This window comes from Streptomyces sp. NPDC087901, from assembly GCF_044742205.1.
GTDB lineage: Bacteria > Actinomycetota > Actinomycetes > Streptomycetales > Streptomycetaceae > Streptomyces.
On the sequence record NZ_JBIUUC010000011.1, the window covers coordinates 155,087 to 180,379 of the forward strand.

Sequence of the window (25,293 nt, forward strand, 5' to 3'; positions counted from 1 at the left end):
CCGGCGTGTCGGGCGTGAGCCCTTGATCGCCGGTATGACACGGTGACCTCTTGCGCAACGCAAAGTAACCGATGGTCGCTCAGCGTAGCTGGCCCCGTGCGATGCCGCGGCGCCGCCGGATCGAGTGCCTCCTTCGGCTCCCTCCCCGAAGGTTCCGGATTCCACGCGGGAGTCCGGCCCCAGGGCTCGCCACAGTACTCCATTCGGGCCATGGGGGTGGACCGCCGCGCCGCCGAAGTTCTCGTGAGGCACGGGAGTTGAGGTACCCAGTTGGAGGCGGAATGCCCCTCACGCGTGTCCTGCTTCACACAATCCCCGTAAACGGAACTATCCGCTTCGCTCAAATGTCCCTTGTTGTTGCATGGTGGGAGAGATGTCAATCAAGGGCTGGAAATGGTGCAGAAGCCGGAAAGCGACATAGAACCCAGAGAAAGGCGGATAGATCTGAGCCTGCCCCAGGTGGCGGGCAGTGCCGTGGCGGCGGTCGCGGCGGCGGTGGCGGCCTCTCAACTGGGTGTGTACGGGACGATTCTCGGCGCCGGGGTGATGAGCGTCGTGGCCACCTGCGGCGGCTCGGTCTTCCAGCACTTCTTCCGCCGCACGGGCGAGCAGATCCGCGAGGTGACGGTCCAGGTGAAGCACCCGGGCCGTGAGGTGACGGTTCACACGCGTCAGACGCGTGACGGCGGTGACCCGGATGCGGAATGGGTGACTTCCGGGACGCGGGTCGCGTTGCGCGAGACGGCCGGATCCGCCGATGCCACCGCGATGCTGCGCCCACTGGATGCCACGACCGTCCTGCGGCAGGTGGATTCTCCGGTGCGGGGCGGGGTCCCCGCGCAGAAGGACGCCGACGCCACAGCCGTCCTGCGGCCGGTGGATGCCACGACCGTGCTGCGCAAGGTGACTGTCGACCCGGACCGCACGCAGCTGATCGAGTCGCCGGACGGAACCCGGCGGCTCACGGCGGCGCCCGCGGCCCCGTCGCCGGACGACGAGTTCACGCAGGCGACCACGCACGGCACCCGGATCCGCGGCTGGAAGCGCTCGGCCCTCGGGGCAGCCGTGGTGTTCGTCGTCTCGATGGCGGGGATCACCACGTTCGAGCTGGTCTCCGGGAACGACCTGAGTGGCGGCCAGGGGACCACCGTCGGCTCCGTCGTGCGCGGCGAGCGGGGCTCGGGTTCCTCGGACCCGGCACCGTCCCCCAGCACCGACCCGGAACAGGACGCCACGGCACCCGGCCAGGACAACAGCACGGAGCCCGGCACCGACACGCAGGACGGCGGACAGAGCGCGAGCCCGGAACCGGACCGGGACGGCAGTTCCTCGGCCGACCCGACGCCCACGCCCACCCCGTCGGCATCCGCCGGGGACAGTACGGCTCCGGCGCCCGCGCCCAGCCCGGCGACCACCGGTGACGGCAGCAGCTCCGCACCGGACCCGACGGGTACGGCGAGCGCTCCGGCGCAGGAGGACCGCGCACCCGCCGATACGGACACCCAGGAGTGAGCGGACGCGGCCGGTCTCCGGCCGCGACGCAGTCGGCCTCCGCCCATGACCAGGGCGGAGGCCGACTGCGTCGCGGTGAGGGACGAGGTCAGTCGCCCAGGACCCGGCGCAGGTAGTCGTTGGCGAAGAGCCGGTCCGGGTCCAGCCGGTCCCGTACGGCGGTGAACTCACCGAAGCGCGGGTACACGCCCGCCAGATACGCGGCGTCGCGGGTGTTGACCTTGCCCCAGTGCGGACGCCCGCCGTGCGCGGTCATGATCCGCTCGACCGCCGTGAAGTACGCCTGGTAGGGCGTGCCCCGGTAGAGGTGGACGGCGATGTACGCGCTGTCCCGGCCCGAGGCCGTGGAGAGCGCGATGTCGTCCGCGGGGGCGATGCGCACCTCCACCGGGAAGCTGATCCGCAGCGGGGAACGGTCCACCATCGCCTTGACCTCGTGCAGCGCCTCCACGGCGGCCTCGCGCGGCAGGGCGTACTCCATCTCCACGAACCGCACCCGGCGCGGGCTGGTGAAGACCTTGTACGGGATGTCGGTGTACGTACGCGCCGACAGGGCACGGCTGGAGAGCTTCGCGACCGAGGGGATCGTGGCGGGGACTGCCCGGCCGAGCGAGCAGGCCACCTGGAAGATGCCGTTGGAGAGGAGCTCGTCCTCGATCCAGCCGCTGACCTTCCCGGGCGGGGCCGCGGGGCCCGCGCTCCGGTTGTTGCGCTTGGTGTTGCAGTTGCCCGTGTGCGGGAACCAGTAGAACTCGAAGTGTTCGTTCTCGGTCACCAGCTGATCGAAGTCCGCCGTGACCTTGTCGAAGGTCATCGGCTCCTCACGCGCCGTCAGCAGGAAGACCGGCTCCACGGCGAAGGTGATGGCCGTGATGACGCCCAGCGCGCCGAGCCCGATCCGGGCGACGGCGAAGATCTCGGGGTTCTCGGCCGCCGAACACGTCAGCACCGTGCCGTCCGCTGTGACCAGTTCCAGGGCGCGGATCTGCGCGGATATCGACGCCGAGTCGCGGCCGGTGCCATGGGTGCCGGTCGAGGTGGCCCCGGCAACCGTCTGCTCCATGATGTCGCCCATGTTGGTGAGCGAGAGGCCCTCGCGGGCCAGCGCGGTGTTGAGCCGCTTCAGCGGGGTGCCGGCCTCGACGGTCACCGTCATCGCCGCCCGGTCGATCTCACGTATGCCGGTGAGCAGATCGGGCCGGATCAGCAACCCGTCGGTGGCCGCGGTCGCGGTGAACGAGTGGCCGGTGCCGACCGGCTTCACCTTCAGACCGTCCTCGGACGCCCTGCGCAGCGCCTCGGCGAGCTCGTCCACGGAGGCGGGGGACACGGTCCGTACCGGACGGGCGGTGACGTTCCCCGCCCAGTTACGCCACGCGCTCGTCGTCGTCCGTGCGTAGGTGTCGGTCATCTTCCCCGCGCCCTTCCGTAGGAACCGGCCCTGCGAGCCGGCGGTACCCCAGGAACGCCACCGCGGCCGCGAGCGCTCCCGCCACGGCGGGCACCGCGTACCCCGCCTTCGCCCCGGACGCGTCGACCACCCAGCCGGCGGCCGAGGAGCCGAGCGCCACACCTACGGCGAGCCCGGTGCTGGTCCAGGTCATGCCCTCGGTCAGTCTGGTGCGCGGTACGTGCTGTTCGACGAGGGCCATGGTGGTGACCATCGTCGGTGCGATGGCGAGACCCGCGACAAAGAGCGCCACGGCCAGAAACGGAAGGCTCCCGGCCAGTTGGAGGGGGATCATACTCACGGCCATCGCACACACTCCCACCAGCCACCGGGTGGACGGCCTGCCCTTGAGATGCAACAGGCCGAAGACCGCTCCGGCGAGGCAGGACCCGAGCGCGTACACGGCCAGCACGAGGCTCGCCGCGGCCTTGTGGCCCTGCTCCTCGGCGAAGGCCACCGTCACCACGTCGACCGCTCCGAAGACCGCCCCGGTCGCCACGAAGGTGACCACGAGCACCTGCAGCCCGCGCGAGCCCAGCGCGGAGCCGGTGGCGTGCCGGGCGTGCGGGTGCGGGACCGGTTCGGTGGCCCGCTGTGCGGTCAGCCAGAAGACTCCGACCAGCAGGAATCCGGCGGCGAGCAGCGGGCCGGCCTCCGGGAACCAGGCGGTGGAGAGCCCGATGGAGATGATCGGACCGAAGATGAAGCAGACCTCGTCGACGATCGACTCCCACGCGTACGCGGTGTGCAGCTGCTGCGCCGAACCGCGGTAGATCTCCGCCCAGCGGGCCCGGACCATCGACCCGACACTGGGCACACACCCCGCACCCGCCGCGAAGACGAACAGGGTCCAGTCGGGCAGCCGCTGCTGGGCGCAGACCAGCAGCCCGGCCACGGCCGCCAGCGCGACGAGCGTCACCGGACGCAGCACCCGGCGCTGCCCGTGTCGGTCGACCAGCCTGGACACCTGCGGTCCGACCACCGCGGCCGACATCGCCAGCGTCGCGGAGAGGGCGCCCGCCAGCCCGTACCGGCCGGTCAGCTGGGAAACCATGGTCACCACGCCGATGCCCATCATGGACAGGGGCATCCGGCCGAAGAAGCCGGCCGAGGAGAACTCCTTGGAGCCGGGGGCGGCGAAGATCGCGCGGTAGGGACTGGGCACGGGAGACTCCGGTACGGCGTGGTCACACGCGGTGTCAGGGGTGAACGTGGCCGACACAGCTTACGGGCGCGCGGGAGGGGCCGACAGTGGGATTCCGGGGCCCGCCGGTGAACGCGCGGGGCCGGGTGGGGGCAGGTGTCGGTGGGAGCCGGACCGCGGGCGGGTGGCAGGATCGATGTCATGTCCGATCTGCGCGATCCCGCTCCCTACGACGCCCTGCTGCTGCTCTCCTTCGGAGGCCCCGAAGGCCCGGACGACGTGGTTCCGTTCCTGGCGAACGTGACCCGTGGCCGGGGAATCCCCGAGGAGCGGCTGAAGGAAGTCGGCAAGCACTACTTCCTCTTCGGCGGCGTCAGCCCGATCAACGCCCAGAACCGGGCACTGCTCGACGCCCTGCGCAAGGACTTCGCGGACCACGGACTGGATCTGCCCGTGTACTGGGGCAACCGCAACTGGGCGCCCTACCTGACCGACACCCTGCGCGAGATGGTCCGGGCCGGGCACCGTCGCATCGCCGTCCTGGCGACCAGTGCGTACGCCTCGTACTCCGGCTGCCGGCAGTACCGCGAGAACCTTGCCGAGTCGCTGGCGGCCCTGGAGGCCGAGGGACTGTCCGTGCCGCGGGTCGACAAGCTGCGGCACTACTTCAACCACCCCGGATTCGTCGAACCGATGGTGGAGGGGGTCCTCGCCTCGCTGGCCGGCCTTCCCGCGGACGTACGGGCCGGAGCGCATCTGGCCTTCACGACGCACTCCATCCCCACATCGGCGGCGGACACCTCCGGACCGGTGGAGGCACACGGCGACGGCGGTGCGTACGTCGCCGAGCACCTCGACGTCGCCCGGCTTATCGTGGCCGCCGTGGCCGAACGGACCGGCGTCGCGTACCCCTGGCAGCTCGTCTACCAGTCGCGCAGCGGCGCCCCGCACATCCCGTGGCTGGAGCCCGACATCTGCGACCACCTGGAGTCGCTGCACGGTGAGGGTGTCCCTGCCGTGGTGATGGCACCCATCGGGTTCGTCTCGGATCACATGGAGGTCCTCTACGACCTCGACACCGAAGCCACGGCGAAGGCGGCCGAGATCGGACTCACGGTGCGCCGGTCGGCCACGGTGGGTGCCGACCCGCGCTTCGCGGCGGCCGTGCGGGACCTGGTGCTGGAGCGCGCCGCCACCGAGCAGGGCCTCCGCCGGGAGCGGTGCGCCCTCGGGACGCTCGGGGCGAGCCACGATCTCTGCCCGGTCGGCTGCTGTCCGGCCCGGGCGCCCAAGCCGGCTGCCGCGGGCGCCGACAGCCCCTACGCGTGACGCGCCACCGCCGACCTCCGTACCCGCCTCACCCCCTTGGGAGCGCCGTGACCGACCCCCTGCTGTCCGAACTGCTCGACCTCGCCCTGGACGTCGCAGGCCGCGCCGGCGCGCTGCTGCGCGACGGCCGACCCGCCGACCTGGGAGTGGCCGCGACCAAGTCCAGCCCGGTGGACGTCGTCACCGAGATGGACATCGCCGCCGAGAAGCTGATCACCGGCCTCCTGGCCGACCGCCGCCCCCAGGACGGCTTCCTCGGCGAGGAAGGCGCCAGTTCCGAGGGCACCAGCGGCGTCCGCTGGGTGATCGATCCGCTCGACGGCACCGTGAACTATCTCTACGGCCTGCCCACGTGGGCCGTCTCCGTTGCCGCGGAGCGCGACGGCGAGCGGGTCGTGGGCGTGGTGGAGGTCCCGATGCGCGGGGAGACCTACCACGCGGTCCTCGGCGGCGGTGCGCACGCAAAGGGCGGAGCGTACGGGGACGGCGCCCGGCTGCGCTGCCGCCCGGCCCCGCCGCTCGACCAGGCGCTCGTGTCGACCGGCTTCAACTACGTCGCGGACGTCCGCGAGCACCAGGCGGACGTGGCGCGCGTCCTGATCCCGCGGCTGCGGGACATCCGCCGCGGCGGCTCCGCGGCGATCGACCTCTGCGACGTCGCCGCCGGCCGCCTCGACGGCTACTACGAGCGCGGCCTTCACCCGTGGGACCTCGCCGCCGGGGACCTCATCGCCCGGGAGGCGGGCGCGCTCACGGGCGGCCGCCCCGGGCTGCCCGCCGACGGCGGACTGACGGTGGCCGCGGCGCCGGGCGTCTTCGAACCCCTCCAGGCCCTGCTGGAGGAACTGGGAGCCTGGCACGACTGACCAGGTCACCCGAACCACCCAGGGCCTGCGAGAGCCGCTGAGCGGGCCGTGGGCCCCACCGGAACCGAGAAGGCCCCGCAGCGCCTGTGCGGCACCGCGGGGCCTTCCCGTGACGGCTCAGACGCTTGTGGCGCCGATGTGAACACCGTGCTCGGCAGCGAGGCGGTGCAGGTCGTCCAGCTCGCCCTGCTCGACGTCCGCAAGGAAGTCGTCACCCGTCTCGCGGGCCTTCGTGAGGTCGGACTCGGTGGTCTGGATGCGTTGCAGCAGACCTGCGGTGAAAGCGTCCATGAAGCGCCCCCTCATCGTGGGTCGGTGGCACGGGGGTGTGCCCGGGTTTCCCTCCGCCGAGGCGGTAGGGCGGGTGATCACGCACTCTCCGGGGGACGGAGGGGCCTGTGGCACGCCACATACAAGACGTGATCGCGGGTGTGAATTCGTCCTCCCCGGCCCAACCCTCAGAGAAACCTCAACTGGCCCGGGAATCCTCCGAATTCCCGGAAGCCGCAGGTCGGGCCACGCCGTCTTACCGCCGGTTTATACGTGTTGCGGGCAGGATGGAGCCGCACAGACCGTGCCGAGGCGTGGTCCGGATCACGACCATGCGTCCGTCCGGACGCTCCGCCGGTCTGTTTCGAACGTTGTGAAGTTCAGCCGTGAAGTTCTGTTGTGAAGCACTTTTGTGAAGTTCTAAGGAAGGAAGCGCCGTGCGCGTACTCGTCGTGGAGGACGAGCAGCTGCTCGCCGATGCGGTGGCCACCGGGCTGCGCCGTGAGGCCATGGCCGTCGATGTCGTGTACGACGGTGCAGCGGCCCTGGAGCGCATCGAGGTCAACGACTACGACGTCGTGGTCCTCGACCGGGACCTCCCCCTGGTGCACGGCGACGACGTCTGCCGCCGGATCGTCCAGCTGGGCATGCCGACCCGGGTGCTCATGCTCACCGCATCCGGGGACGTCAGCGACCGCGTGGAGGGCCTGGAGCTCGGCGCGGACGACTATCTGCCCAAGCCCTTCGCGTTCAGCGAGCTGACCGCGAGGGTCCGGGCCCTCGGCCGCCGTACGACGGTGGCGCTGCCGCCCGTCCTGGAGCGCGCGGGAATCAAGCTCGACCCCAACCGCCGCGAGGTCTTCCGGGGCGATCAGGAGGTGCAGCTCGCTCCCAAGGAGTTCGCGGTGCTGGAGGTCCTGATGCGCAGCGAGGGCGCCGTCGTCTCGGCCGAGCAGCTCCTGGAGAAGGCCTGGGACGAGAACACCGACCCGTTCACCAACGTCGTCCGGGTCACCGTCATGACCCTGCGGCGCAAGCTCGGCGAGCCGCCGGTGATCGTCACGGTGCCCGGCTCCGGCTACCGGATCTGACGCCGGTGCCCATCGTTCCGCCGCCCGCGGCGGCGCCCCCCAAACCCACCTGGGAGCCCAAGCAGCAGGAGCCCCCGTACCCCTGGCTGCGCCCGACCATCCGGATAAGGCTCACCCTGCTGTACGGCGGCATGTTCCTGATCGCCGGCATCCTGCTGCTGTCGATCATCTACATGCTGGCCGCCCAGGCCCTGCACGTGGGCAGCGAGCTGCCGTTCGAGATCGCCAACGGGCAGGTGACCAGCAAGGTCTGCAACCTGCCGGACAAGGCGACCCCGGACGACTTCAACGCCGCGATGAACGCCTGCGTCAACCATCAGCGCCAGCAGGCGCTCGACACGCTCCTCAACCGGTCGCTGCTGGCCCTGGTGGGGCTGAGCGTCATCGCCTTCGCCTTCGGCTACGCCATGGCGGGGCGGGTGCTCGCGCCGCTGGGCCGGATCACCCGCATCGCCCGCAGGGTGGCCGGAACCGATCTGTCCCGCCGCATCGAACTGGACGGGCCGGACGACGAGCTCAAGGAGCTCGCCGACACCTTCGACGACATGCTGGACCGGCTGGAGCGGGCCTTCACCGCGCAGCAGCGGTTCGTCGGGAACGCGTCGCACGAGCTGCGCACCCCCTTGGCGATCAACCGCACACTGCTGGAGGTCCACCTCTCCGATCCGGAGGCGCCCCCGGAGCTCCAGCAGCTGGGCAAGACACTGCTGGCCACCAACGAACGCAGCGAGCAGCTCGTGGAGGGGCTGCTGCTGCTCGCCCGCAGCGACAACCAGATCGTCGAGCGCAAGCCCGTCGATCTGGCAGAAGTGGCCTCCCGGGCGCTGGATCAGGCCCGGGGCGAGGCCGAGGCCAAGGGCGTGGAGATGCGCAGCGAGCTGGCCCCGGCCGTCGTTCAGGGCAACGGCGTCCTGCTGGAGCGGATCGCGTTGAACCTCGTACAGAACGCGGTGCGCTACAACGTTCCGGCGGACGGCTGGGTCGAGGTCAGCACCGAGCTGCTGCCTGGGCAGGCCCTGATGGTCGTCGCGAACACCGGGCCCGTGGTGCCTGCCTACGAGATCGACAACCTCTTCGAGCCCTTCAGGCGGCTGCGTACGGAGCGAACGGGCAGCGACAAGGGGGTCGGTCTCGGCCTGTCGATCGCACGCTCCGTCGCGCGCGCGCACGGCGGCCGTATCATCGCCGAGCCCCGCGAAGGCGGTGGTCTTGTGATGCGCGTCTCACTGCCTGTCTGAGAAGCTGGGCGTGGCGATATGTGTGCGGATTATTTTTGTTCGCTTTGAGCGGAATTTTCGGGACTCGATCCCGGAGGAGTCGTGTGTGATCGATCACAAGAGCGATATTCCGCCCGTCCACGCTCCGTGATCAGGGATCCTTCCGAAAATCCGGCAAAAGTCGGGTTTTCGGGGGTCGATATCACGGGAAGTACACGGGGTGGTGCTGGCAAACAGCGCCACCGGGACCGTGTACGGTCCCCATCGCCACCCAAGCCGATCACTCTCGAGCGGTCCTTTTGGGTGTCGATTGAGTAACAGACCTTGATGTGAGGCAAAATCTCCGCCTCGGGTCGGGCACAAGTCCGGCCTCTCACGCGTTACGTGCGCTGAGACACCGCAGACACCCAGAGGGGGAGAGCGACAATGGCAACGGATTACGACACCCCACGCAAGACCGACGACGACGTCGATCAGGACAGCCTTGAAGAGCTCAAGGCTCGCCGGAGCGACAAGACGGCGTCCGCCGTCGACGTCGACGAATTCGATGCGGCCGAAGGACTGGAGCTGCCCGGCGCAGACCTGTCCAACGAAGAACTGGCCGTAAGGGTCCTGCCCAAGCAGGCCGACGAGTTCACCTGCATGAGCTGCTTCCTCGTGCACCACCGCAGCCAGCTGGCCCGCGAGAAGAACGGCCAGCCGATCTGCCGCGACTGCGACTGAGGTCCGGTCGGCCGTGGCAGGGGACAAACCGTTCCGGAAGCGGCGCATCCGGCGCAAGGAAGGGCCGGAGGCGCAACAGGGCGGTACAGGCCCGGCAGAGGGCGTAGCAGCGCCTGCCGAGCGGTCCGCCCTGCCACCCACGCCGGGCGAACAGGACGACGAGCGAGGCCTGCCGGCCTCGCTCGAAGCAGTCGAAGCAGCTGTCGCGGCCATCGAGGCGGCTGCGGAAGTCGACGCGGCCGACAGGGCCGGAGAGGTCGACAGGACGGAGCCCGTGACCGGGGCAGGCCGTCTGAAGTCAGTGAAACGGGGCGTACGCAAGGGCGGGGAGAGCGCCAAGGCGGCGATCGGTCATATCGCCGACCTGATCATCGATATCGCTCCCCGCGTCCCTGTACGCGATCTCGCCACCCTCCGCAGGCAGTTCCCGGGCCTGGGGCCGGAGGAGATCGCCGACCGGCTCATCGCCGGCGCGAGCAAGGGCACCGCCACCGTCGGCGCCGGCATCGGCGCGGCGGCCATGATGCCCGTACCACCCGCCATGCTCGCCGAGCTGGCGGCCGAGATCACCGGCGTGGCCGCGATCGAGATGAAGCTCGTCGCGGAGCTGCACGAGGTCTACGGACTGCGCCCGCCGGGCGGCATCGGCCAGCGCTCCACCGCCTACCTCACGTCCTGGACGGAGGAGCGCGGTATCGACGTGGCCCACCCCACGACGGTCAACGCGGCGCTCGGCGGCCAGATGAAGCGCGAGCTGCGCCAGCAGATCATGAAGCGCACCGCGCGCGATCTGCCCAACCTCATCCCGTTCATGATCGGCGCCGCCGTCGGCGCGATGATGAACCGGCGCGACACCAGGAAACTCGCCGAACGGGTCAGGAAGGATCTGCGCAAGCGGCAGGTCCCCTGGGACCGGCTGACGGAACTGCCGCCGCTGGAAAGCCCGTACACGGCCCGGCCCGGGAAGCCGAAGGAATCGGACGGCTGAGGGCCCCCGCAGGACGCACGAGACCTTCAGGAGCCCCGTACGAACAGCCCGGGCCCCGGCCTCGGGTCGGACAGGCCCCCCGGCCCCGGGTCGGACAGGGCCCCGGCCTCGGACCGGGCCTCGGACCGGGCCTCCGGCACCCGATCAGGCCGGATCCGCCGTCTTCAGGGCTGCCACCAGTGCCTGCGGCTCGCGCGTCGACAGGTAGACGTACGGAGTCGGGTCCTGCGGATCCGTGATCTCCACGCGCACCGCCGTGGGGATGTAGCTGCGCAGCAGCATGAAGGCCCGCGTGTCCGCCTTGTACGAGCGCCAGGCGCGCGCCTCGTCGGCGTCCAGCACCTCGGCCTCGCCGAGCGCCGACACGGGGATCCGCGCGTCGCCGGCGACGAGGGCGCCGGCGACCACCCGGATCCGGGCGGAGCCGTAGGAGCTGACCGCCACTGCCGACAGTGCGGTGCCGCCCGCCAGCCCGGCGAGCAGCGGCAGGGTGCCCAGCGGCAGCAGCATCAGCGCGCATGCGATGCCGACCAGGACGGCGATGAGCCACCACGAACGGGGTGCGGTGAGACGTTCGTCGAAGGGCGGGGTGGAAGGCTGCATGAAGCCAAGCTTGGCACGGCGCGACCTGCGGGTACCCGCGCGGGTAAGGTCTGCGGCTGTGAGTGGAACATCTGCGGCTCTGAAGCCCCCGGCCGACGCGGTGAAACCGGTCCGGCATCCCGACGCCCCCGCACCCGGCGAGCTGCTCGGCGCCCATTACGAACACTGTTTCGGCTGCGGTGACGGACAGCCGCACGGGCTGCACCTCCAGGCGCGGGCCGGTGAGGGCGTCGGCGTCACCGCCGAGTTCACCGTGCAGGCCGCCCACCAGGGCGCCCCGGGCCTCGCCCACGGCGGGGTGCTGGCCACCGCGCTCGACGAGACACTCGGCTCGCTGAACTGGCTGCTGCGTGTGATCGCGGTGACCGGGCGGCTGGAGACCGACTTCGTCCGCCCCGTGCCGGTGGACACCGTGCTGTTCCTGGACGCCGAGATCACCGCTGTGCACGGCCGCAAGATCTACTCCCGGGCGACCGGCCGGATCGGCGGCCCGGACGGGCCCGTGGCGGTCCGGGCCGAGGCCCTGTTCATCGAGGTCAAGGTCGATCACTTCATCGACAACGGCCGCCCTGCCGAGATCCGGGCCGCGATGGCCGACCCCGACCAGGTCAAGAGGGCCCGAGCCTTCGAGGTGAACCCCTGATGCGCCATCCCGTGGACGTCCTGATCCGCCGGGTCGACCCGGACGTGCCGATTCCGGCGTACGGGCACCCGGGCGACGCCGGAGCCGATCTCGTCACCACCGAGGCCGTCGAGCTGGCGCCGGGGGAGCGGGCGGTACTGCCGACCGGGGTCTCGATCGCGCTGCCGGACGGGTACGCCGCGTTCGTGCACCCCCGATCCGGCCTCGCCGCACGCTGTGGAGTCGCCCTGGTGAATGCCCCGGGGACGGTGGATGCCGGGTACCGTGGAGAGATCAAGGTGATCGTCATCAATCTCGACCCGCGCGAGTCCGTGCGGTTCGAGCGGTTCGACCGGATTGCCCAACTGGTCGTGCAGCAGGTCGAGAAGGTGCGCTTCCACGAAGTGTCGGAGCTTCCCGGTTCGGCGCGGGCCGAAGGGGGCTTCGGGTCCACCGGCGGTCATGCCGCCGTTGATGTTGATGGCGTCCGGGGCGGGGTTCCCCAGGGCGGGAACAGCTACGCTTCGGTCGAATCCGACCGGGAAGGAAAGTGACGTGTTCGGACGTCGCAAGAACAGTGGTTCCGCCGAGGACACGGCGGACGAAGCGCGCGAGGCCGAGCAGGTCGTCGACGAGCTCGATGACGCCGAGAGCGGGTCGCGCCGGACGAACCTTCCGCCGGCTCCGCGGCCGGACGGGCCGTGGGACATCGACGAGGTCTCCCAGCCCGGCGAGGGCCGGGTCGACCTGGGCGGCATCTTCGTGCCCGGTGTCGAGGGCATGGAGCTGCGCGTAGAGGTCGCCGGTGACGCGATCGTCGCCGCCACGGTCGTGCTGCGCGACAGCGCGATCCAGCTGCAGGCCTTCGCCGCCCCCAAGAAAGAGGGCATCTGGGGCGAGGTCCGCGAGGAGATCGCCTCCGGTATCACCCAGCAGGGCGGCATCATCGACGAGGTCGAGGGCCCGCTGGGCTGGGAACTGCGCGCGCAGGTCCCCGTACAGCTTCCCGACGGGGCGAACGGCGTGCAGATGGTGCGCTTCGTCGGTGTCGACGGTCCGCGCTGGTTCCTGCGCGGAGTGATCTCCGGCCAGGGTGCCGTGCAGCCGGAGGCCGCCGGTCTCCTGGAGACGGTCTTCCGGGACACCGTGGTCGTCCGCGGTGACGGCCCGATGGCCCCGCGCGACCCGATCGTGCTCAAGCTCCCCAACGACGCCCAGATGGTCCCCGAGGGCGTTCAGCAGGAGGAGCAGGAGGGCTCGAAGTTCTCCGGCGGCATGGCAGGCCTCCAGCGCGGCCCCGAGATCACCGAGGTGCGCTGACCGCACCCCGAGATCACCGAGGTGCGCTGACCCGCACCCCGTATGCACCGGCCGGTGGCCCGTACCCCCTTCGCAGGGATACGGGCCACCGGCTTTTGCGTGTCACGGGGCGGGGCGGCGCGTGGCCGCCCGTATGGGGCGCGTATCGGGCACGTAATGGCGCCGTCAAGGCCGCGCCCGAACCCGTAAGGAAGCCATCAACGCAGGTCACGGGGGTGCGGGCAGGGGGTTTGCTCAAGGGGTCCGAGAAATCCGCACCTCATTCAGGAGCACCCGATGGCCGACGTGGCCTTCGTCGTCACCACGATCGCGGTCTTCGCGCTGGTGGCTCTCATTGCCAAGGGGGTGGCGAAGCTGTGACTGCCGAAAACGTGGCCGGCCTCGTCGTGGCCGTAGCCCTGCTGGGCTATCTCGTCCTCGCCCTTCTGTACCCGGAGAGGTTCTGAGCCCGATATGAGCCCCGTCCTCGCAGGCGTGCTCCAGGTACTCGCGCTCGTTGTGGCGCTGGGTCTGGCATACCGCCCGCTCGGTGACCACATGGCCCGTGTCTACACCTCGCCCCGCCATCTGCGGGCCGAGAAGTGGATCTACAAGGCCATCGGCGCCAACCCTGACACGCAGATGCGCTGGCCCGCCTATCTGCGCGGTGTTCTCGCCTTCTCCGCCGTGAGCGTCCTCTTCCTGTATCTGCTGCAGCGGCTCCAGGGCTCGCTGCCCGGCTCGCTCGGCTTCTCCTCGATCGACCCCGACCAGGCGTTCAACACGGCGGCCTCGTTCGTCGCGAACACCAACTGGCAGTCGTACTACGGCGAGCAGGCCATGGGCCACGTCGTGCAGACCGGCGGCCTCGCGGTGCAGAACTTCGTCTCGGCCGCCGTCGGCATCGCCGTCGCGGTGGCACTCGTCCGGGGATTCGCCGCCACGCGCAGCGGTGAACTCGGCAACTTCTGGGCCGACCTGGTGCGCGGCACCGTGCGGATCCTGCTGCCGATCGCGGTGATCGGCGCGCTCGTGCTGGTCGCCTGCGGAGCGATCCAGAACTTCTCCGGCATCCATGAGGTCGGCCAGTTCACGGGCGGCTCGCAGCAGTGGAACGGCGGCGCGGTCGCCTCGCAGGAGGCGATCAAGGAGCTGGGCACGAACGGCGGCGGCTACTTCAACGCCAACTCGGCCCACCCGTTCGAGAACCCCAACGGGCTCTCCAACCTCTTCGAGATCTTCCTGATCCTCGTCATCCCGTTCGCTCTCACGCGCACCTTCGGCCGCATGGTCGGCTCCCTCAAGCAGGGGTACGCGATCCTCGCGACGATGGGCGTCATCTGGCTCGGCTTCACCGCGCTGATGATGTGGACCGAATTCGCCCACCACGGGCCCGCGTTCGACATCGCGGGCGGGGCGATGGAGGGCAAGGAGAACCGGTTCGGGGTCGGTGGCTCGTCCATCTTCGCGGTGGCCACCACGCTCACCTCGACCGGTGCGGTGAACTCGTTCCACTCCTCGTTCACCGGCCTCGGCGGCGGCATCACGATGCTCGGCATGCAATTGGGTGAGATCGCGCCCGGTGGTACCGGCTCCGGTCTCTACGGGATGCTGATCATGGCGATCATCGCGGTGTTCATCGCCGGTCTGATGGTCGGCCGTACGCCGGAGTACCTGGGCAAGAAGATCGGCACCCGCGAGATCAAGCTCGCCGCCTGCTACATCCTCGTCACACCGGCCCTGGTGCTCTGCTTCACCGCCGCCGCGATGGCCCTGCCCACCCCGGGCAACTCGATGACCAACTCCGGCGCGCACGGTTTCTCGGAGATCCTTTACGCCTACACCTCCGGCGCCAACAACAACGGTTCGGCGTTCGCCGGGCTCAACGCGGACACGCAGTGGTTCAACACCACGATCGGACTCGCGATGCTCCTGGGCCGGTTCCTGCCCATGGTGTTCGTCCTGGCCCTGGCCGGCTCGCTGGCCGGGCAACGGCCCGTACCGGCGACCGTCGGGACCCTCGGCACCCACAAGCCCCTCTTCAGTGGACTGCTGGTCGCCACCATCATGATCATCGCCGGTCTGACCTACTTCCCGGCCCTCGCCCTGGGGCCGCTGGCCGAGGGGCTGGCGTCATGACCATCCGTACGAAGCAAGAGGACGCGATGTCCACAGTCACGCCGGCCCGCGCGCCGCATCAGGACACTCCGGCCGGGGCCGTTCCCGAAGGGCGCGTCGGCGCCGGGCTGTTCGACCCCAGGATGCTGATCGCCTCCTTCCCCGACGCGATACGCAAACTCGACCCACGGGTGATGGTCAAGTCGCCGGTGATGTTCGTGGTGCTGGTGGGTTCGGTGCTCACCACCGTGCTCGCGGCACTGGATCCGACGGACTGGTTCGGCTGGGCGATCGCCGTCTGGCTGTGGTTGACGACGATCTTCGCCAACCTGGCGGAGGCGGTCGCCGAGGGCCGCGGCAAGGCCCAGGCCGACACCCTGCGGAAGGCCAAGACCGACACCGTCGCCCGCCGGATCGTCGGCACGGACGAGGAGCGGGTCCCCGGTACCGAACTGCGCATCGGAGATCTGGTCGTCTGCGAGGCCGGCGACATCGTTCCGGGCGACGGAGATGTCGTCGAGGGCGTCGCCAGCGTCGACGAGTCCGCGATCACCGGCGAATCGGCCCCGGTCATCCGGGAGTCGGGCGGCGACCGCAGTGCCGTCACCGGTGGTACGAAGGTGCTCTCCGACCGCATCGTCGTCAAGATCACCACCAAGCCGGGCGAGACCTTCATCGACCGGATGATCGCTCTGGTCGAGGGCGCGGCCCGGCAGAAGACGCCCAACGAGATCGCCCTGAACATCCTCCTGGCGTCCCTCACCGTCGTCTTCCTGCTCGCCGTCGTCACCCTGCAGCCCTTCGCGATCTACGCCGGCAGCGAGCAGTCCATGATCGTGCTGGCCGCGCTCCTGGTCTGCCTGATTCCGACCACCATCGGCGCGCTGCTCTCCGCGATCGGCATCGCCGGCATGGACCGCCTCGTGCAGCGCAACGTGCTCGCCATGTCCGGGCGGGCCGTCGAGGCGGCGGGTGACGTGTCGACGCTGCTGCTCGACAAGACCGGCACCATCACTCTCGGCAACCGGCAGGCCGCGGCCCTGCTCCCCGTAGCGGGTGTGACGGAGTCCGAACTGGCGGACGCGGCCCAGCTCTCCTCGCTGGCCGACGAGACGCCCGAGGGCCGGTCCGTGGTGATTCTCGCGAAGGAGAAGTACGGGCTGCGCGAGCGCCATCAGGGCGAACTGTCCGGCGCCGAGTGGGTCGCCTTCACCGCCCAGACCCGGATGTCGGGTGTGGACGTCGACGGACGCAAGGTCCGCAAGGGCGCGAGCGGATCGGTCGTCGCCTGGGTGAAGGAGCGGGGCGGCAGCGTGTCCGCGGACGCGCAGGCGCTCACCGACCGCATCGCGGCGGCCGGCGGTACGCCGCTGCTGGTGGCCTGCCAGGACGCGGACGGGGCCCGGGTCCTGGGCGTGATCCACCTCAAGGACGTCGTCAAGGAGGGCATGCGGGAGCGGTTCGACGAACTGCGCCGGATGGGCATCCGTACGGTCATGATCACCGGCGACAACCCGCTGACCGCGAAGGCCATCGCCGAGGAGGCGGGCGTCGACGACTTCCTCGCCGAGGCCACCCCCGAGGACAAGATGGCCCTCATCAAGCGGGAGCAGGCGGGCGGCAAACTCGTCGCGATGACCGGCGACGGCACGAACGACGCCCCGGCGCTCGCCCAGGCCGATGTCGGCGTGGCCATGAACACCGGAACCTCGGCCGCCAAGGAGGCCGGGAACATGGTGGACCTGGACTCCAACCCGACCAAGCTCATCGAGATCGTGGAGATCGGCAAACAGCTCCTGATCACCCGCGGCGCACTGACGACGTTCTCCATCGCCAACGACGTCGCCAAGTACTTCGCGATCATCCCCGCGATGTTCGCCGTGGTCTACCCGGGCCTCGACAAGCTCAACGTCATGGACCTCTCCTCGCCCCGGTCCGCGATCCTGTCCGCCGTGATCTTCAACGCGCTGATCATCGTCGCGCTCGTGCCGCTCGCTCTCAAGGGCGTCCGCTACCGGCCCAGCGGCGCCGACTCGATGCTCCGGCGCAACCTCGGCGTCTACGGACTCGGCGGCCTGATCGCCCCGTTCATCGGCATCAAGATCATCGACCTGATCATCTCCCTCATCCCCGGAATCGGCTGACCTGCCATGAACAACTCCGTAGGAAACTCCGCCCGGCTGCTCTGGGCAGGACTGCGCGCCCTGCTCGTCCTCACCCTGGTCTGCGGCGTCATCTACCCGCTCGCCGTCACCGGCGTCGCCCAGGGACTCATGCCCGGCCACGCCAACGGCTCCGAGATCACGGCGAACGGCAAGGTCGTCGGATCCGAACTCATCGGCCAGCGCTACGACCTCCCCCTCAAGAAGGGCCAGGAGACCGCGGACCCGGACCTCAAGTGGTTCCAGCCCCGCCCCTCCAACGGCCTCGGCACCAACAGCGTCAACACCCAGTACTCGCTGATCCTCTCCGGCGCGACCAACCGCTCCGGTGACAACAAGGAACTCATCGACTGGGTCACCGCCGCCAAGGCCGCCGTCGTCAAGGACAACTCCGTCCCCGGCCACCCCGTCAGCCCCTCCCAGGTACCGGCCGACGCCGTCACCTCCTCCGGCTCCGGCCTCGACCCCGACATCTCCCCGGCCTACGCACAGCTCCAGGTGAACCGTGTCGCCGCACGCAACCACCTCGATGCCGCCCAGGTCGCCAAGCTCGTCGACCAGCACACCGACGGCCGCATCCTGGGCTTCGCCGGGGAACCACGCGTCAACGTCCTCCAGCTCAACATCGCGCTGAAGCAGCTCGCGAACGAGGCCGGAACGCACTGAACGCCCGAGCGCCCGGGTCCGGCCCTACGGCCGGACCCGGGCTCTGCCCGCCCCAGCTGGTGGCACATCAGCGAGCAACGACAGGGGAGTCGACGGCGTCGCGCCGGGACAGCCCTCAGGGCCACACCGCCGTGACTGGCGAGGGTGGATCACCACCAGGGAGTTGCCCCCCACGGAGGAGCCGCCGACCGCCTGGGCGCTCCGTCGGCCCGTCCGACGAGGAGTGCCCCGTGCGCATGCGATACGGAATGAACCCCCAGCAGACCGCCGCCGAAGCCGCCCCCGTGCACCCGGGGCGCCCGCCACGGAGGGTGCTCAACGGAGTCCCGTCCTACATCGACTGGCAGATCCGGGTCGTCGAGGGTGAGGGTGAGGGTGACCTGACCGCCGACGAGCGGGACCGCTGCCGGGACGCACTCGGCAGCGAACCACCCGAGCTGGACGCGACGCCGCGCACCGAATGGCTCGGCCGGCTGACGGGGGTCTCCTTCGTGTCGGACGGCTCACTGCCTTTCCGGGACAACGTCGACCACGCCCGGCGCCGCGGGGTGACGTGCATCGCGGAGCCTGGTGGTTCGATCCGGTCCGACGAGGTCGCAGAGGCCTGCCGCGCCCACGGGATCGCCCTGGCCCGCACCGGCCTGTGGCTCTTCCGCCACTGATGGTGTCGGCGCCCGCTCCCGGTCGAAGGCCCCCGGCCGGGAGGGGGCGGGCTCCTCCCGCGAAGGCATCAGAGTTGTGTCAATACGGACCGCACCCACACCACCCGCCCGATATGCGTGAAATTCACGGGGTAGTTTCGACAGTGGCTGCCGCATGGGCTGCCACCGGCTTCCGTGAAAAGAGCCGGTTCCAGGAAGACAATGGGGCCATGGCGCGCGGCAAACTTCGGATCTATCTCGGTGCGGCACCCGGCGTCGGCAAGACGTACGCGATGCTTTCCGAGGCGCACCGCCGTGTGGAGCGGGGCACCGACTGCGTCGTCGGCTTCGTCGAACACCACGACCGCCCGCGCACCGAGGTCATGCTGCACGGCCTGGAACAGATCCGGCGCCGCGAGATCGAGTACCGTTCCGCCGTCTTCACCGAGATGGACGTCGACGCGGTACTGGAGCGGTCCCCGGCCGTCGCCCTGGTGGACGAACTGGCGCACACCAATGTGCCGGGCTCCCGCAACGCCAAGCGCTGGCAGGACGTCGAGGAGCTCCTCCAGGCCGGAATCGACGTGGTCTCCACGGTCAACATCCAGCACCTGGAGTCCCTCGGGGACGTCGTCGAGTCCATAACCGGCGTACGCCAGCGTGAGACCGTGCCGGACGAGGTGGTCCGCCGGGCCGACCAGCTCGAGCTGGTCGACATGTCGCCTCAGGCCCTGCGCCGCCGGATGGCCCACGGCAACATCTACAAGCCGGACCGGATCGACGCCTCGCTCTCCAACTACTTCCGCCCCGGCAACCTCACGGCCCTGCGCGAGCTGGCCCTGCTCTGGGTCGCCGACCGGGTCGACGAATACCTCCAGCAGTACCGCGGCGAGCACAACATCCGCACCACCTGGCAGGCCCGCGAACGCATCGTCGTCGGACTCACCGGTGGTCCCGAGGGCCGCACCCTCATCCGCCGCGCCTCCCGCATGGCGGCCAAGGGGTCCGGCAGCGAGATCCTCGCCGTCTACATCGCCCGCAGCGACGGACTGACGTCGGCCTCGCCCAAGGAGCTGACCGTCCAGCGCACGCTCGTCGAGGATCTCGGCGGCACCTTCCACCACGTCATCGGCGACGACATACCCTCGGCACTCCTCGAATTCGCCCGGGGCGTCAACGCCACCCAGATCGTCCTCGGCTCCAGCCGCCGCAAGGCCTGGCAGTACATCTACGGACCCGGCGTCGGCGCCACCGTCGCCCGCGAGTCCGGCACCGACCTCGATGTCCACATCGTCACCCACGACGAGGTCGCCAAGGGCCGCGGCCTCCCGATCGCCCGCGGCGCCCGGCTGGGCCGGGCCCGCATCATCTGGGGCTGGATCGTCGGCGTGGGCGGCCCGGTCCTCCTCTCGCTCCTCCTCAAGGGCATGGAGAACGGCCCGGGGCTCGCCAACGACGTCCTGCTCTTCCTCTTCATGACCGTCGCCGCCGCCCTTCTCGGCGGACTGCGGCCCGCCCTCGCGTCGGCGGCCGCGGGATCGCTGCTGCTGAACTACTGGTTCACCCCGCCCACCCACACCCTGACCGTGCAGGACCCCGAGAACTTCGTCGCCATCGTGATCTTCTTCGCGGTGGCCGTCGCGGTGGCCTCGGTCGTCGACCTCGCGGCCCGCCGCACCCACCAGGCCGCCAGACTGCGCGCGGAATCCGAGATCCTCTCCTTCCTGGCCGGCAGCGTGCTGCGCGGCGAGACCACCCTGGCCGCGCTTCTGGACCGGGTCCGCGAGACCTTCGGCATGGAGTCCGTCGCCCTGCTGGAGCGGCAGAGCGACGTCGACCCGTGGACCTGCGCAGGCAGCGTCGGCCCGGCGCCGGTCACCCGGCCCGAGGACGCCGATGTGGACATGCCCGTCGGTGACCACATGGCCCTGGCCCTCTCCGGCCGGGTGCTGCCCGCCGAGGACCGCCGGGTACTCGGTGCCTTCGCCGCCCAGGCCGCCGTCGTCCTGGACCGCCAGCGTCTGGTCGGTGAGGCGGAGACGGCCCGCCGGCTCGCCGAGGGGAACAGGATCAGGACCGCGCTGCTGGCCGCCGTCAGCCACGACCTGCGGACCCCGCTCGCAGCCATCAAGGCCGCCGTCAGCTCCCTGCGCTCCGACGACGTCGCCTGGTCCGAGGACGACGAGGCCGAGCTCCTCGAAGGCATCGAGAACGGCGCCGACCGCCTCGACCACCTCGTCGGCAACCTCCTCGACATGTCCCGCCTGCAGACCGGCACCGTCACCCCGCTGATCCGCGAGATCGACCTCGACGAGGTCGTGCCCATGGCGCTGGGCGGCGTCCCCGAGGACAGCGTCGAGCTGGATATCCCCGAGACGCTGCCGATGGTCGCCGTCGACCCCGGACTGCTGGAGCGGGCCGTCGCCAACATCGTCGAGAACGCCGTCAAGTACAGCCCCGACCGCGAGCGCGTCACCGTGGCCGCCAGCGCGCTCGGCGCCCGGGTCGAGCTGCGCGTCGCCGACCGCGGCCGCGGCGTCCCCGACGAGGCCAAGGAACGCATCTTCGAGCCCTTCCAGCGCTACGGTGACGCCCCGCGCGGCGCCGGAGTGGGCCTGGGGCTCGCCGTGGCCCGCGGTTTCGTCGAGTCCATGGGCGGCACGCTGGACGCCGAGGACACCCCGGGGGGAGGCCTCACCATGGTCCTGACGCTGAAGGCGGCCTCGGGGTACGTTCCGGTCAGCCCCGACCTGCCCGCACGGGTCACCTCATGATCCGCGGAGACCTCCGCGGCCCACGTACAGAACAGACGTGCGGCACAGACGTGCGGCACAGACGTACGGCACAGACGTACGGCACAGACGTACAGAGGCACGCACAGATCCACGCACAGGCCCTACGCACAGATCCACGCACAGATCCACGTACAGCAGAAAGGCAGGACCGCGATGACCCGGGTGCTTGTGGTCGACGACGAGCCGCAGATCGTACGCGCCCTCGTGATCAACCTGAAGGCGCGCAAGTACGAGGTGGACGCGGCGCCCGACGGAGCGACCGCGCTCCAGCTGGCCGCCGCACGCCACCCCGACGTCGTCGTCCTGGACCTGGGGCTTCCCGACATGGACGGCGTCGAGGTGATCAGGGGCCTGCGCGGCTGGACCCGGGTGCCGATCCTGGTGCTCTCGGCCCGGCACACCTCCGACGAGAAGGTCGAGGCCCTGGACGCGGGCGCCGACGACTACGTCACCAAACCGTTCGGCATGGACGAACTGCTCGCCCGGCTGCGCGCCTCGGTGCGCCGCGCCGAGCCCGTCGGCCAGGACGGCGGCGACGAGGTCGTGCTCGTGGAGACCGAGGGCTTCACGGTCGACCTCGCCGCCAAGAAGGTCCACCGCGGGGGGCGCGACGTCCGGCTCACCCCTACCGAGTGGCACCTGCTGGAGGTCCTGGTCCGCAACAGCGGCCGGCTGGTCAGCCAGAGACAGCTGCTCCAGGAGGTCTGGGGGCCCTCCTACGGCACCGAGACCAACTACCTGCGGGTCTACATGGCCCAGCTGAGGCGCAAGCTGGAGGCCGACCCCTCGCACCCCCGGCACTTCGTCACAGAACCGGGGATGGGCTACCGCTTCGAGCGCGCCTGAGGCGCCGCGGCCGGGTCCCCGCATCGCTCGTTCGAGTGAGACGGCGGACACCCTCCAGGACCTCGCGAGACCGGTACCCTTCGGGTATGAGTGCTGTTCCTCGATTCGAGAAGTCCCAGAAGGCCGAGCGGCCCTCCGGGCGCTTCCGTCGGATGCTCGACCGGCTTTCCAGCTCCCAGGAGGACCTGGAGTGCGAGGAGCTGGAGGAGGACTCGCAGGCATCGGGGTGCACCCGGATCTCCGAGTGCACCGACCGCCAGATCGTGAAGGTCACTGGTACCTTGCGGACGGTCACCCTGCGACCGCGTGCCGGAGTACCCGCCCTCGAGGCGGAGCTCTTCGACGGCACCGCGCCGCTCGACGTGGTCTGGCTCGGCCGCCGCTCCATCGTGGGCATCGAGCCGGGCCGCAAGCTCATCGCCTCCGGCCGCATCTCCATGAGCCACGGGCGCCGGGTGCTGTTCAACCCCAAATACGAACTCCGACCGCTCGGCAAGGAGTAGCCGGTGACGTCTCTCGACAAGCCGACGTCCGATACGGACCGCACCACCGACCAGCAGGAGGCCGACGCGAAGGCGGTCACCGAGGCCGCGCTCTTCGAGGCCTTCGGCGGCATCCGGGGCATGGTGGAGACGGTCCTGCCCGGACTGCTCTTCGTCACGATCTTCACCATCGACAAGAACCTCACGAACTCGGCCATCGCGGCCGTGGCCGTGTCGCTGGTGCTCGTGGCCGTCCGGCTGATCCGCAAGGACACCGTCAAGCACGCCTTCAGCGGTGTCTTCGGTGTGGCCTTCGGCGTCGTCTTCGCGAAGATGACCGGCAACGCCAAGGACTTCTATCTCCCGGGCATGATCTACACGCTCGGACTGGCCATCGCCTACCTGGTCACCACCATCGCCGGCATTCCGCTGATCGGTCTCATCCTGGGCCCGGTGTTCAAGGAGAACCTCTCCTGGCGCACCCGGAACCCCGGCCGGAAGAAGGCCTACGCCAAGGCCAGCTACGCCTGGGGACTGATCCTGCTCGCCAAGTGCGCGATCCTCTTCCCGCTGTACTGGTGGGCCGACACCACCCAGTTCGGCTGGGTCCTGATCGCCCTGAAGATCCCGCCGTTCCTGTTGGCGGTCTACCTCACCTGGGTTTTCCTCGCCAAGGCGCCGCCGCCCATCGACGTCTTCGCCGAGATGGAGGCCGAGGAGCAGGCCGAGAAGGCCCGTAAGGCGGCCGCAGCCGAAGCGGCCCGCGGCCAGGACTTCTGAGCCACAGACCATGCGAGAGGGCCTGTTACCGCCACCGGCGGTAACAGGCCCTCTCACATGTGGTGGGTCGCTGCTCAGCTCTCCGGGTCGCCCTGGCGCACCGACAGCAGGTCCTCCAGCTGCTCCTCACGCGCCTGGGCAGCCACGAACAGCAGCTCGTCCCCGGCCTCCAGGGTCTCCTCGGTGCTCGGCGTCAGCACGCGCTGCCCGCGGATGATCGTGACCAGCGAGGTGTCCTCCGGCCAGGCGACCTCCCCGACCTGGGTGCCCGCCAGCGCCGACTCCGGCGGCAGCGTCAGCTCGACCAGGTTCGCGTCGCCGTGGCTGAAGCGCAGCAGCCGGACCAGATCGCCGACGCTCACCGCCTCCTCGACCAGGGCCGACATCAGCCGCGGCGTGGAGACCGCCACATCGACGCCCCAGGACTCGTTGAACAGCCACTCGTTCTTCGGGTTGTTCACCCGGGCGACGACGCGCGGCACGCCGTACTCCGTCTTGGCGAGCAGCGAGACGACCAGGTTCACCTTGTCGTCGCCGGTCGCGGCGATCACGACGTTGCAGCGCTGCAACGCCGCCTCGTCCAGCGAGGTGATCTCGCAGGCGTCCGCCAGCAGCCACTCGGCCATCGGCACCCGCTCCACCGAAATGGCGGTCGGCGCCTTGTCGACGAGCAGCACCTCGTGACCGTTCTCCAGCAGCTCGGCCGCGATGGAACGGCCCACCGCGCCGGCCCCGGCAATCGCGACACGCATCAGTGACCGCCTTCCTCAGGGCCCTCGGCGAAGGCCGCCTCGACCTTCGCGATCTCGTCCGTACGCATCATCACGTGGACGAGGTCGCCCTCCTGCAGCACCGTCTGCGACGACGGCAGTATGGCTTCGCCCAACCGGGTGAGGAAGGCCACGCGCACGCCCGTCTCCTCCTGCAGGGTGCTGATCTTGTGGCCGATCCAGGACGGTGTGGTGTGCACCTCGGCGAGCTGCACACCGCCGCTCGGATCCCGCCACAGCGGCTCGGCGCCCGAAGGCAGCAGCCGGCGCAGCATCTGGTCCGCGGTCCAGCGCACGGTGGCGACCGTGGGGATGCCGAGGCGCTGGTACACCTCGGCACGCCGGGGGTCGTAGATCCTGGCCGCGACGTTCTCGATGCCGAACATCTCGCGTGCCACGCGGGCCGCGATGATGTTCGAGTTGTCGCCGCTGCTCACCGCAGCGAACGCGCCGGCCTCTTCGATACCCGCCTCACGCAGGGTGTCCTGGTCGAAACCGACCCCTGTGACGCGACGGCCGCCGAAGCCGGAGCCGAGGCGCCGGAACGCCGTGGGGTCCTGGTCGATGACTGCGACCGTGTGCCCCTGCTGCTCCAGGTTCTGCGCGAGAGCGGCCCCTACTCGCCCGCAGCCCATGATGACGATGTGCACCTTGCGCCTACCTCGCAGTCCTGGTCGTCCGGCTGACCTGCGAAAACACCCTGCTCACACTCATTCCTCGGCTGGCCGGGCAAACAATGGGGCAACGGTTCGTCCCGTTGCCCAGGATGAGCTTAAGCGGCGCCGGGTGCGTTGCCTCATTCGAGTGTGCTCATCGCGGGGCACTGTGGCAAAGGCGACGTCCCCCGAAGTGTTCGGGCGGGCTTTCGAAGAGCGTTCGACGCCCTTTCGGGTGGTCGCGGTGCAAGGATTCCGTTAAG

Annotated in this window: 25 protein-coding genes; 19 read left to right on the plus strand and 6 right to left on the minus strand. The window is 70.1% G+C overall.

The window, feature by feature from the left end; all coding sequences use genetic code 11:
• The first annotated feature begins 393 nt into the window (after positions 1-393).
• Positions 394-1,512, plus strand: a complete 1,119-nt coding sequence (locus ACIOEW_RS29285) for a hypothetical protein (RefSeq protein WP_401967267.1) — start codon at positions 394-396, stop codon at positions 1,510-1,512.
• Positions 1,513-1,600: 88 nt separating this feature from the next.
• Here ACIOEW_RS29285 and ACIOEW_RS29290 read toward each other — a convergent pair whose 3' ends face one another.
• On the minus strand, positions 1,601-2,923 hold the full coding sequence (locus ACIOEW_RS29290; RefSeq protein WP_362557216.1) for a D-arabinono-1,4-lactone oxidase: 1,323 nt from the start codon (positions 2,921-2,923) through the stop codon (positions 1,601-1,603).
• Entirely contained in the window at positions 2,880-4,127 is a 1,248-nt protein-coding gene (locus ACIOEW_RS29295; RefSeq protein WP_362557218.1) for an MFS transporter, read from the minus strand. The genes ACIOEW_RS29290 and ACIOEW_RS29295 overlap by 44 nt, the downstream gene beginning before the upstream one ends.
• 180 nt (positions 4,128-4,307) lie before the next feature.
• Here ACIOEW_RS29295 and ACIOEW_RS29300 point away from each other — a divergent pair, with 180 nt between their 5' ends.
• Complete coding sequence (locus tag ACIOEW_RS29300; RefSeq protein WP_401967270.1) at positions 4,308-5,435, plus strand: ferrochelatase; 1,128 nt, start codon at positions 4,308-4,310, stop codon at positions 5,433-5,435.
• A gap of 47 nt (positions 5,436-5,482) precedes the next feature.
• Entirely contained in the window at positions 5,483-6,301 is an 819-nt protein-coding gene (locus tag ACIOEW_RS29305; protein ID WP_362557222.1) for an inositol monophosphatase family protein, read from the plus strand.
• A gap of 117 nt (positions 6,302-6,418) precedes the next feature.
• Here ACIOEW_RS29305 and ACIOEW_RS29310 read toward each other — a convergent pair whose 3' ends face one another.
• A complete protein-coding gene (locus ACIOEW_RS29310) occupies positions 6,419-6,592 on the minus strand; it encodes a hypothetical protein (protein WP_187285335.1) in 174 nt (57 codons plus the stop codon).
• A 416-nt stretch (positions 6,593-7,008) separates the two neighbouring features.
• On the opposite strand from ACIOEW_RS29310, the gene ACIOEW_RS29315 reads away from it, so the two are divergent.
• From ACIOEW_RS29315 to ACIOEW_RS29330, 4 genes are all read left to right on the plus strand, one after another.
• The gene (locus tag ACIOEW_RS29315) at positions 7,009-7,662 is read left to right on the plus strand and encodes a response regulator transcription factor (RefSeq protein ID WP_401967274.1); all 654 of its coding nucleotides are present in this window, start codon (positions 7,009-7,011) and stop codon (positions 7,660-7,662) included.
• 5 nt (positions 7,663-7,667) lie between these two features.
• A complete protein-coding gene (locus tag ACIOEW_RS29320) occupies positions 7,668-8,900 on the plus strand; it encodes an ATP-binding protein (protein WP_362557224.1) in 1,233 nt (410 codons plus the stop codon).
• Between the two features lie 405 nt (positions 8,901-9,305).
• Positions 9,306-9,602, plus strand: coding sequence for a DUF4193 domain-containing protein (locus ACIOEW_RS29325; RefSeq protein ID WP_003965732.1), 297 nt, complete (start codon positions 9,306-9,308; stop codon positions 9,600-9,602).
• Between the two features lie 13 nt (positions 9,603-9,615).
• Positions 9,616-10,590 (plus strand): hypothetical protein, encoded by a 975-nt coding sequence (locus tag ACIOEW_RS29330; RefSeq protein ID WP_401967276.1) that lies wholly within the window; start codon positions 9,616-9,618, stop codon positions 10,588-10,590.
• 144 nt (positions 10,591-10,734) lie between these two features.
• Here the strand turns inward: ACIOEW_RS29330 and ACIOEW_RS29335 are convergent, their stop codons facing one another.
• Entirely contained in the window at positions 10,735-11,193 is a 459-nt protein-coding gene (locus ACIOEW_RS29335) for a DUF3093 domain-containing protein (protein WP_362557227.1), read from the minus strand.
• A gap of 58 nt (positions 11,194-11,251) precedes the next feature.
• On the opposite strand from ACIOEW_RS29335, the gene ACIOEW_RS29340 reads away from it, so the two are divergent.
• The 12 genes from ACIOEW_RS29340 (at position 11,252) to ACIOEW_RS29395 (ending at position 23,604) form a co-directional block, all read left to right on the plus strand.
• Complete coding sequence (locus tag ACIOEW_RS29340) at positions 11,252-11,836, plus strand: PaaI family thioesterase (RefSeq protein WP_326657385.1); 585 nt, start codon at positions 11,252-11,254, stop codon at positions 11,834-11,836.
• On the plus strand, positions 11,836-12,369 hold the full coding sequence (gene dut / locus ACIOEW_RS29345) for a dUTP diphosphatase (protein WP_350995945.1): 534 nt from the start codon (positions 11,836-11,838) through the stop codon (positions 12,367-12,369). Before ACIOEW_RS29340 ends, dut begins: the two co-directional genes overlap by 1 nt.
• Position 12,370: 1 nt before the next feature.
• The gene (locus ACIOEW_RS29350; protein ID WP_362557231.1) at positions 12,371-13,135 is read left to right on the plus strand and encodes a DUF3710 domain-containing protein; all 765 of its coding nucleotides are present in this window, start codon (positions 12,371-12,373) and stop codon (positions 13,133-13,135) included.
• A 356-nt stretch (positions 13,136-13,491) separates the two neighbouring features.
• The gene (gene kdpF / locus ACIOEW_RS29355; protein WP_147971349.1) at positions 13,492-13,581 is read left to right on the plus strand and encodes a K(+)-transporting ATPase subunit F; all 90 of its coding nucleotides are present in this window, start codon (positions 13,492-13,494) and stop codon (positions 13,579-13,581) included.
• 7 nt (positions 13,582-13,588) lie between these two features.
• Positions 13,589-15,253, plus strand: a complete 1,665-nt coding sequence (gene kdpA / locus ACIOEW_RS29360) for a potassium-transporting ATPase subunit KdpA (protein ID WP_401967278.1) — start codon at positions 13,589-13,591, stop codon at positions 15,251-15,253.
• Complete coding sequence (kdpB, locus tag ACIOEW_RS29365) at positions 15,250-17,376, plus strand: potassium-transporting ATPase subunit KdpB (protein ID WP_401967280.1); 2,127 nt, start codon at positions 15,250-15,252, stop codon at positions 17,374-17,376. The genes kdpA and kdpB overlap by 4 nt, the downstream gene beginning before the upstream one ends.
• 6 nt (positions 17,377-17,382) lie before the next feature.
• Positions 17,383-18,060 (plus strand): potassium-transporting ATPase subunit C, encoded by a 678-nt coding sequence (locus ACIOEW_RS29370; RefSeq protein ID WP_401967282.1) that lies wholly within the window; start codon positions 17,383-17,385, stop codon positions 18,058-18,060.
• 230 nt (positions 18,061-18,290) lie between these two features.
• The gene (locus ACIOEW_RS29375) at positions 18,291-18,722 is read left to right on the plus strand and encodes a hypothetical protein (RefSeq protein WP_401967284.1); all 432 of its coding nucleotides are present in this window, start codon (positions 18,291-18,293) and stop codon (positions 18,720-18,722) included.
• A gap of 209 nt (positions 18,723-18,931) precedes the next feature.
• Entirely contained in the window at positions 18,932-21,475 is a 2,544-nt protein-coding gene (locus ACIOEW_RS29380; protein ID WP_401967286.1) for an ATP-binding protein, read from the plus strand.
• 174 nt (positions 21,476-21,649) lie between these two features.
• Positions 21,650-22,342: a response regulator gene (locus ACIOEW_RS29385; RefSeq protein WP_401967287.1), complete on the plus strand. Its 693-nt coding sequence runs from the start codon at positions 21,650-21,652 to the stop codon at positions 22,340-22,342.
• 86 nt (positions 22,343-22,428) lie between these two features.
• Positions 22,429-22,845, plus strand: a complete 417-nt coding sequence (locus ACIOEW_RS29390; RefSeq protein ID WP_362557246.1) for an OB-fold nucleic acid binding domain-containing protein — start codon at positions 22,429-22,431, stop codon at positions 22,843-22,845.
• A 3-nt stretch (positions 22,846-22,848) separates the two neighbouring features.
• Complete coding sequence (locus ACIOEW_RS29395; RefSeq protein ID WP_401967289.1) at positions 22,849-23,604, plus strand: DUF3159 domain-containing protein; 756 nt, start codon at positions 22,849-22,851, stop codon at positions 23,602-23,604.
• A gap of 74 nt (positions 23,605-23,678) precedes the next feature.
• Here the strand turns inward: ACIOEW_RS29395 and ACIOEW_RS29400 are convergent, their stop codons facing one another.
• The gene (locus ACIOEW_RS29400) at positions 23,679-24,356 is read right to left on the minus strand and encodes a TrkA family potassium uptake protein (protein ID WP_148021383.1); all 678 of its coding nucleotides are present in this window, start codon (positions 24,354-24,356) and stop codon (positions 23,679-23,681) included.
• Entirely contained in the window at positions 24,356-25,024 is a 669-nt protein-coding gene (locus ACIOEW_RS29405; protein ID WP_350995919.1) for a TrkA family potassium uptake protein, read from the minus strand. The genes ACIOEW_RS29400 and ACIOEW_RS29405 overlap by 1 nt, the downstream gene beginning before the upstream one ends.
• Between the last annotated feature and the right edge of the window lie 269 nt (positions 25,025-25,293).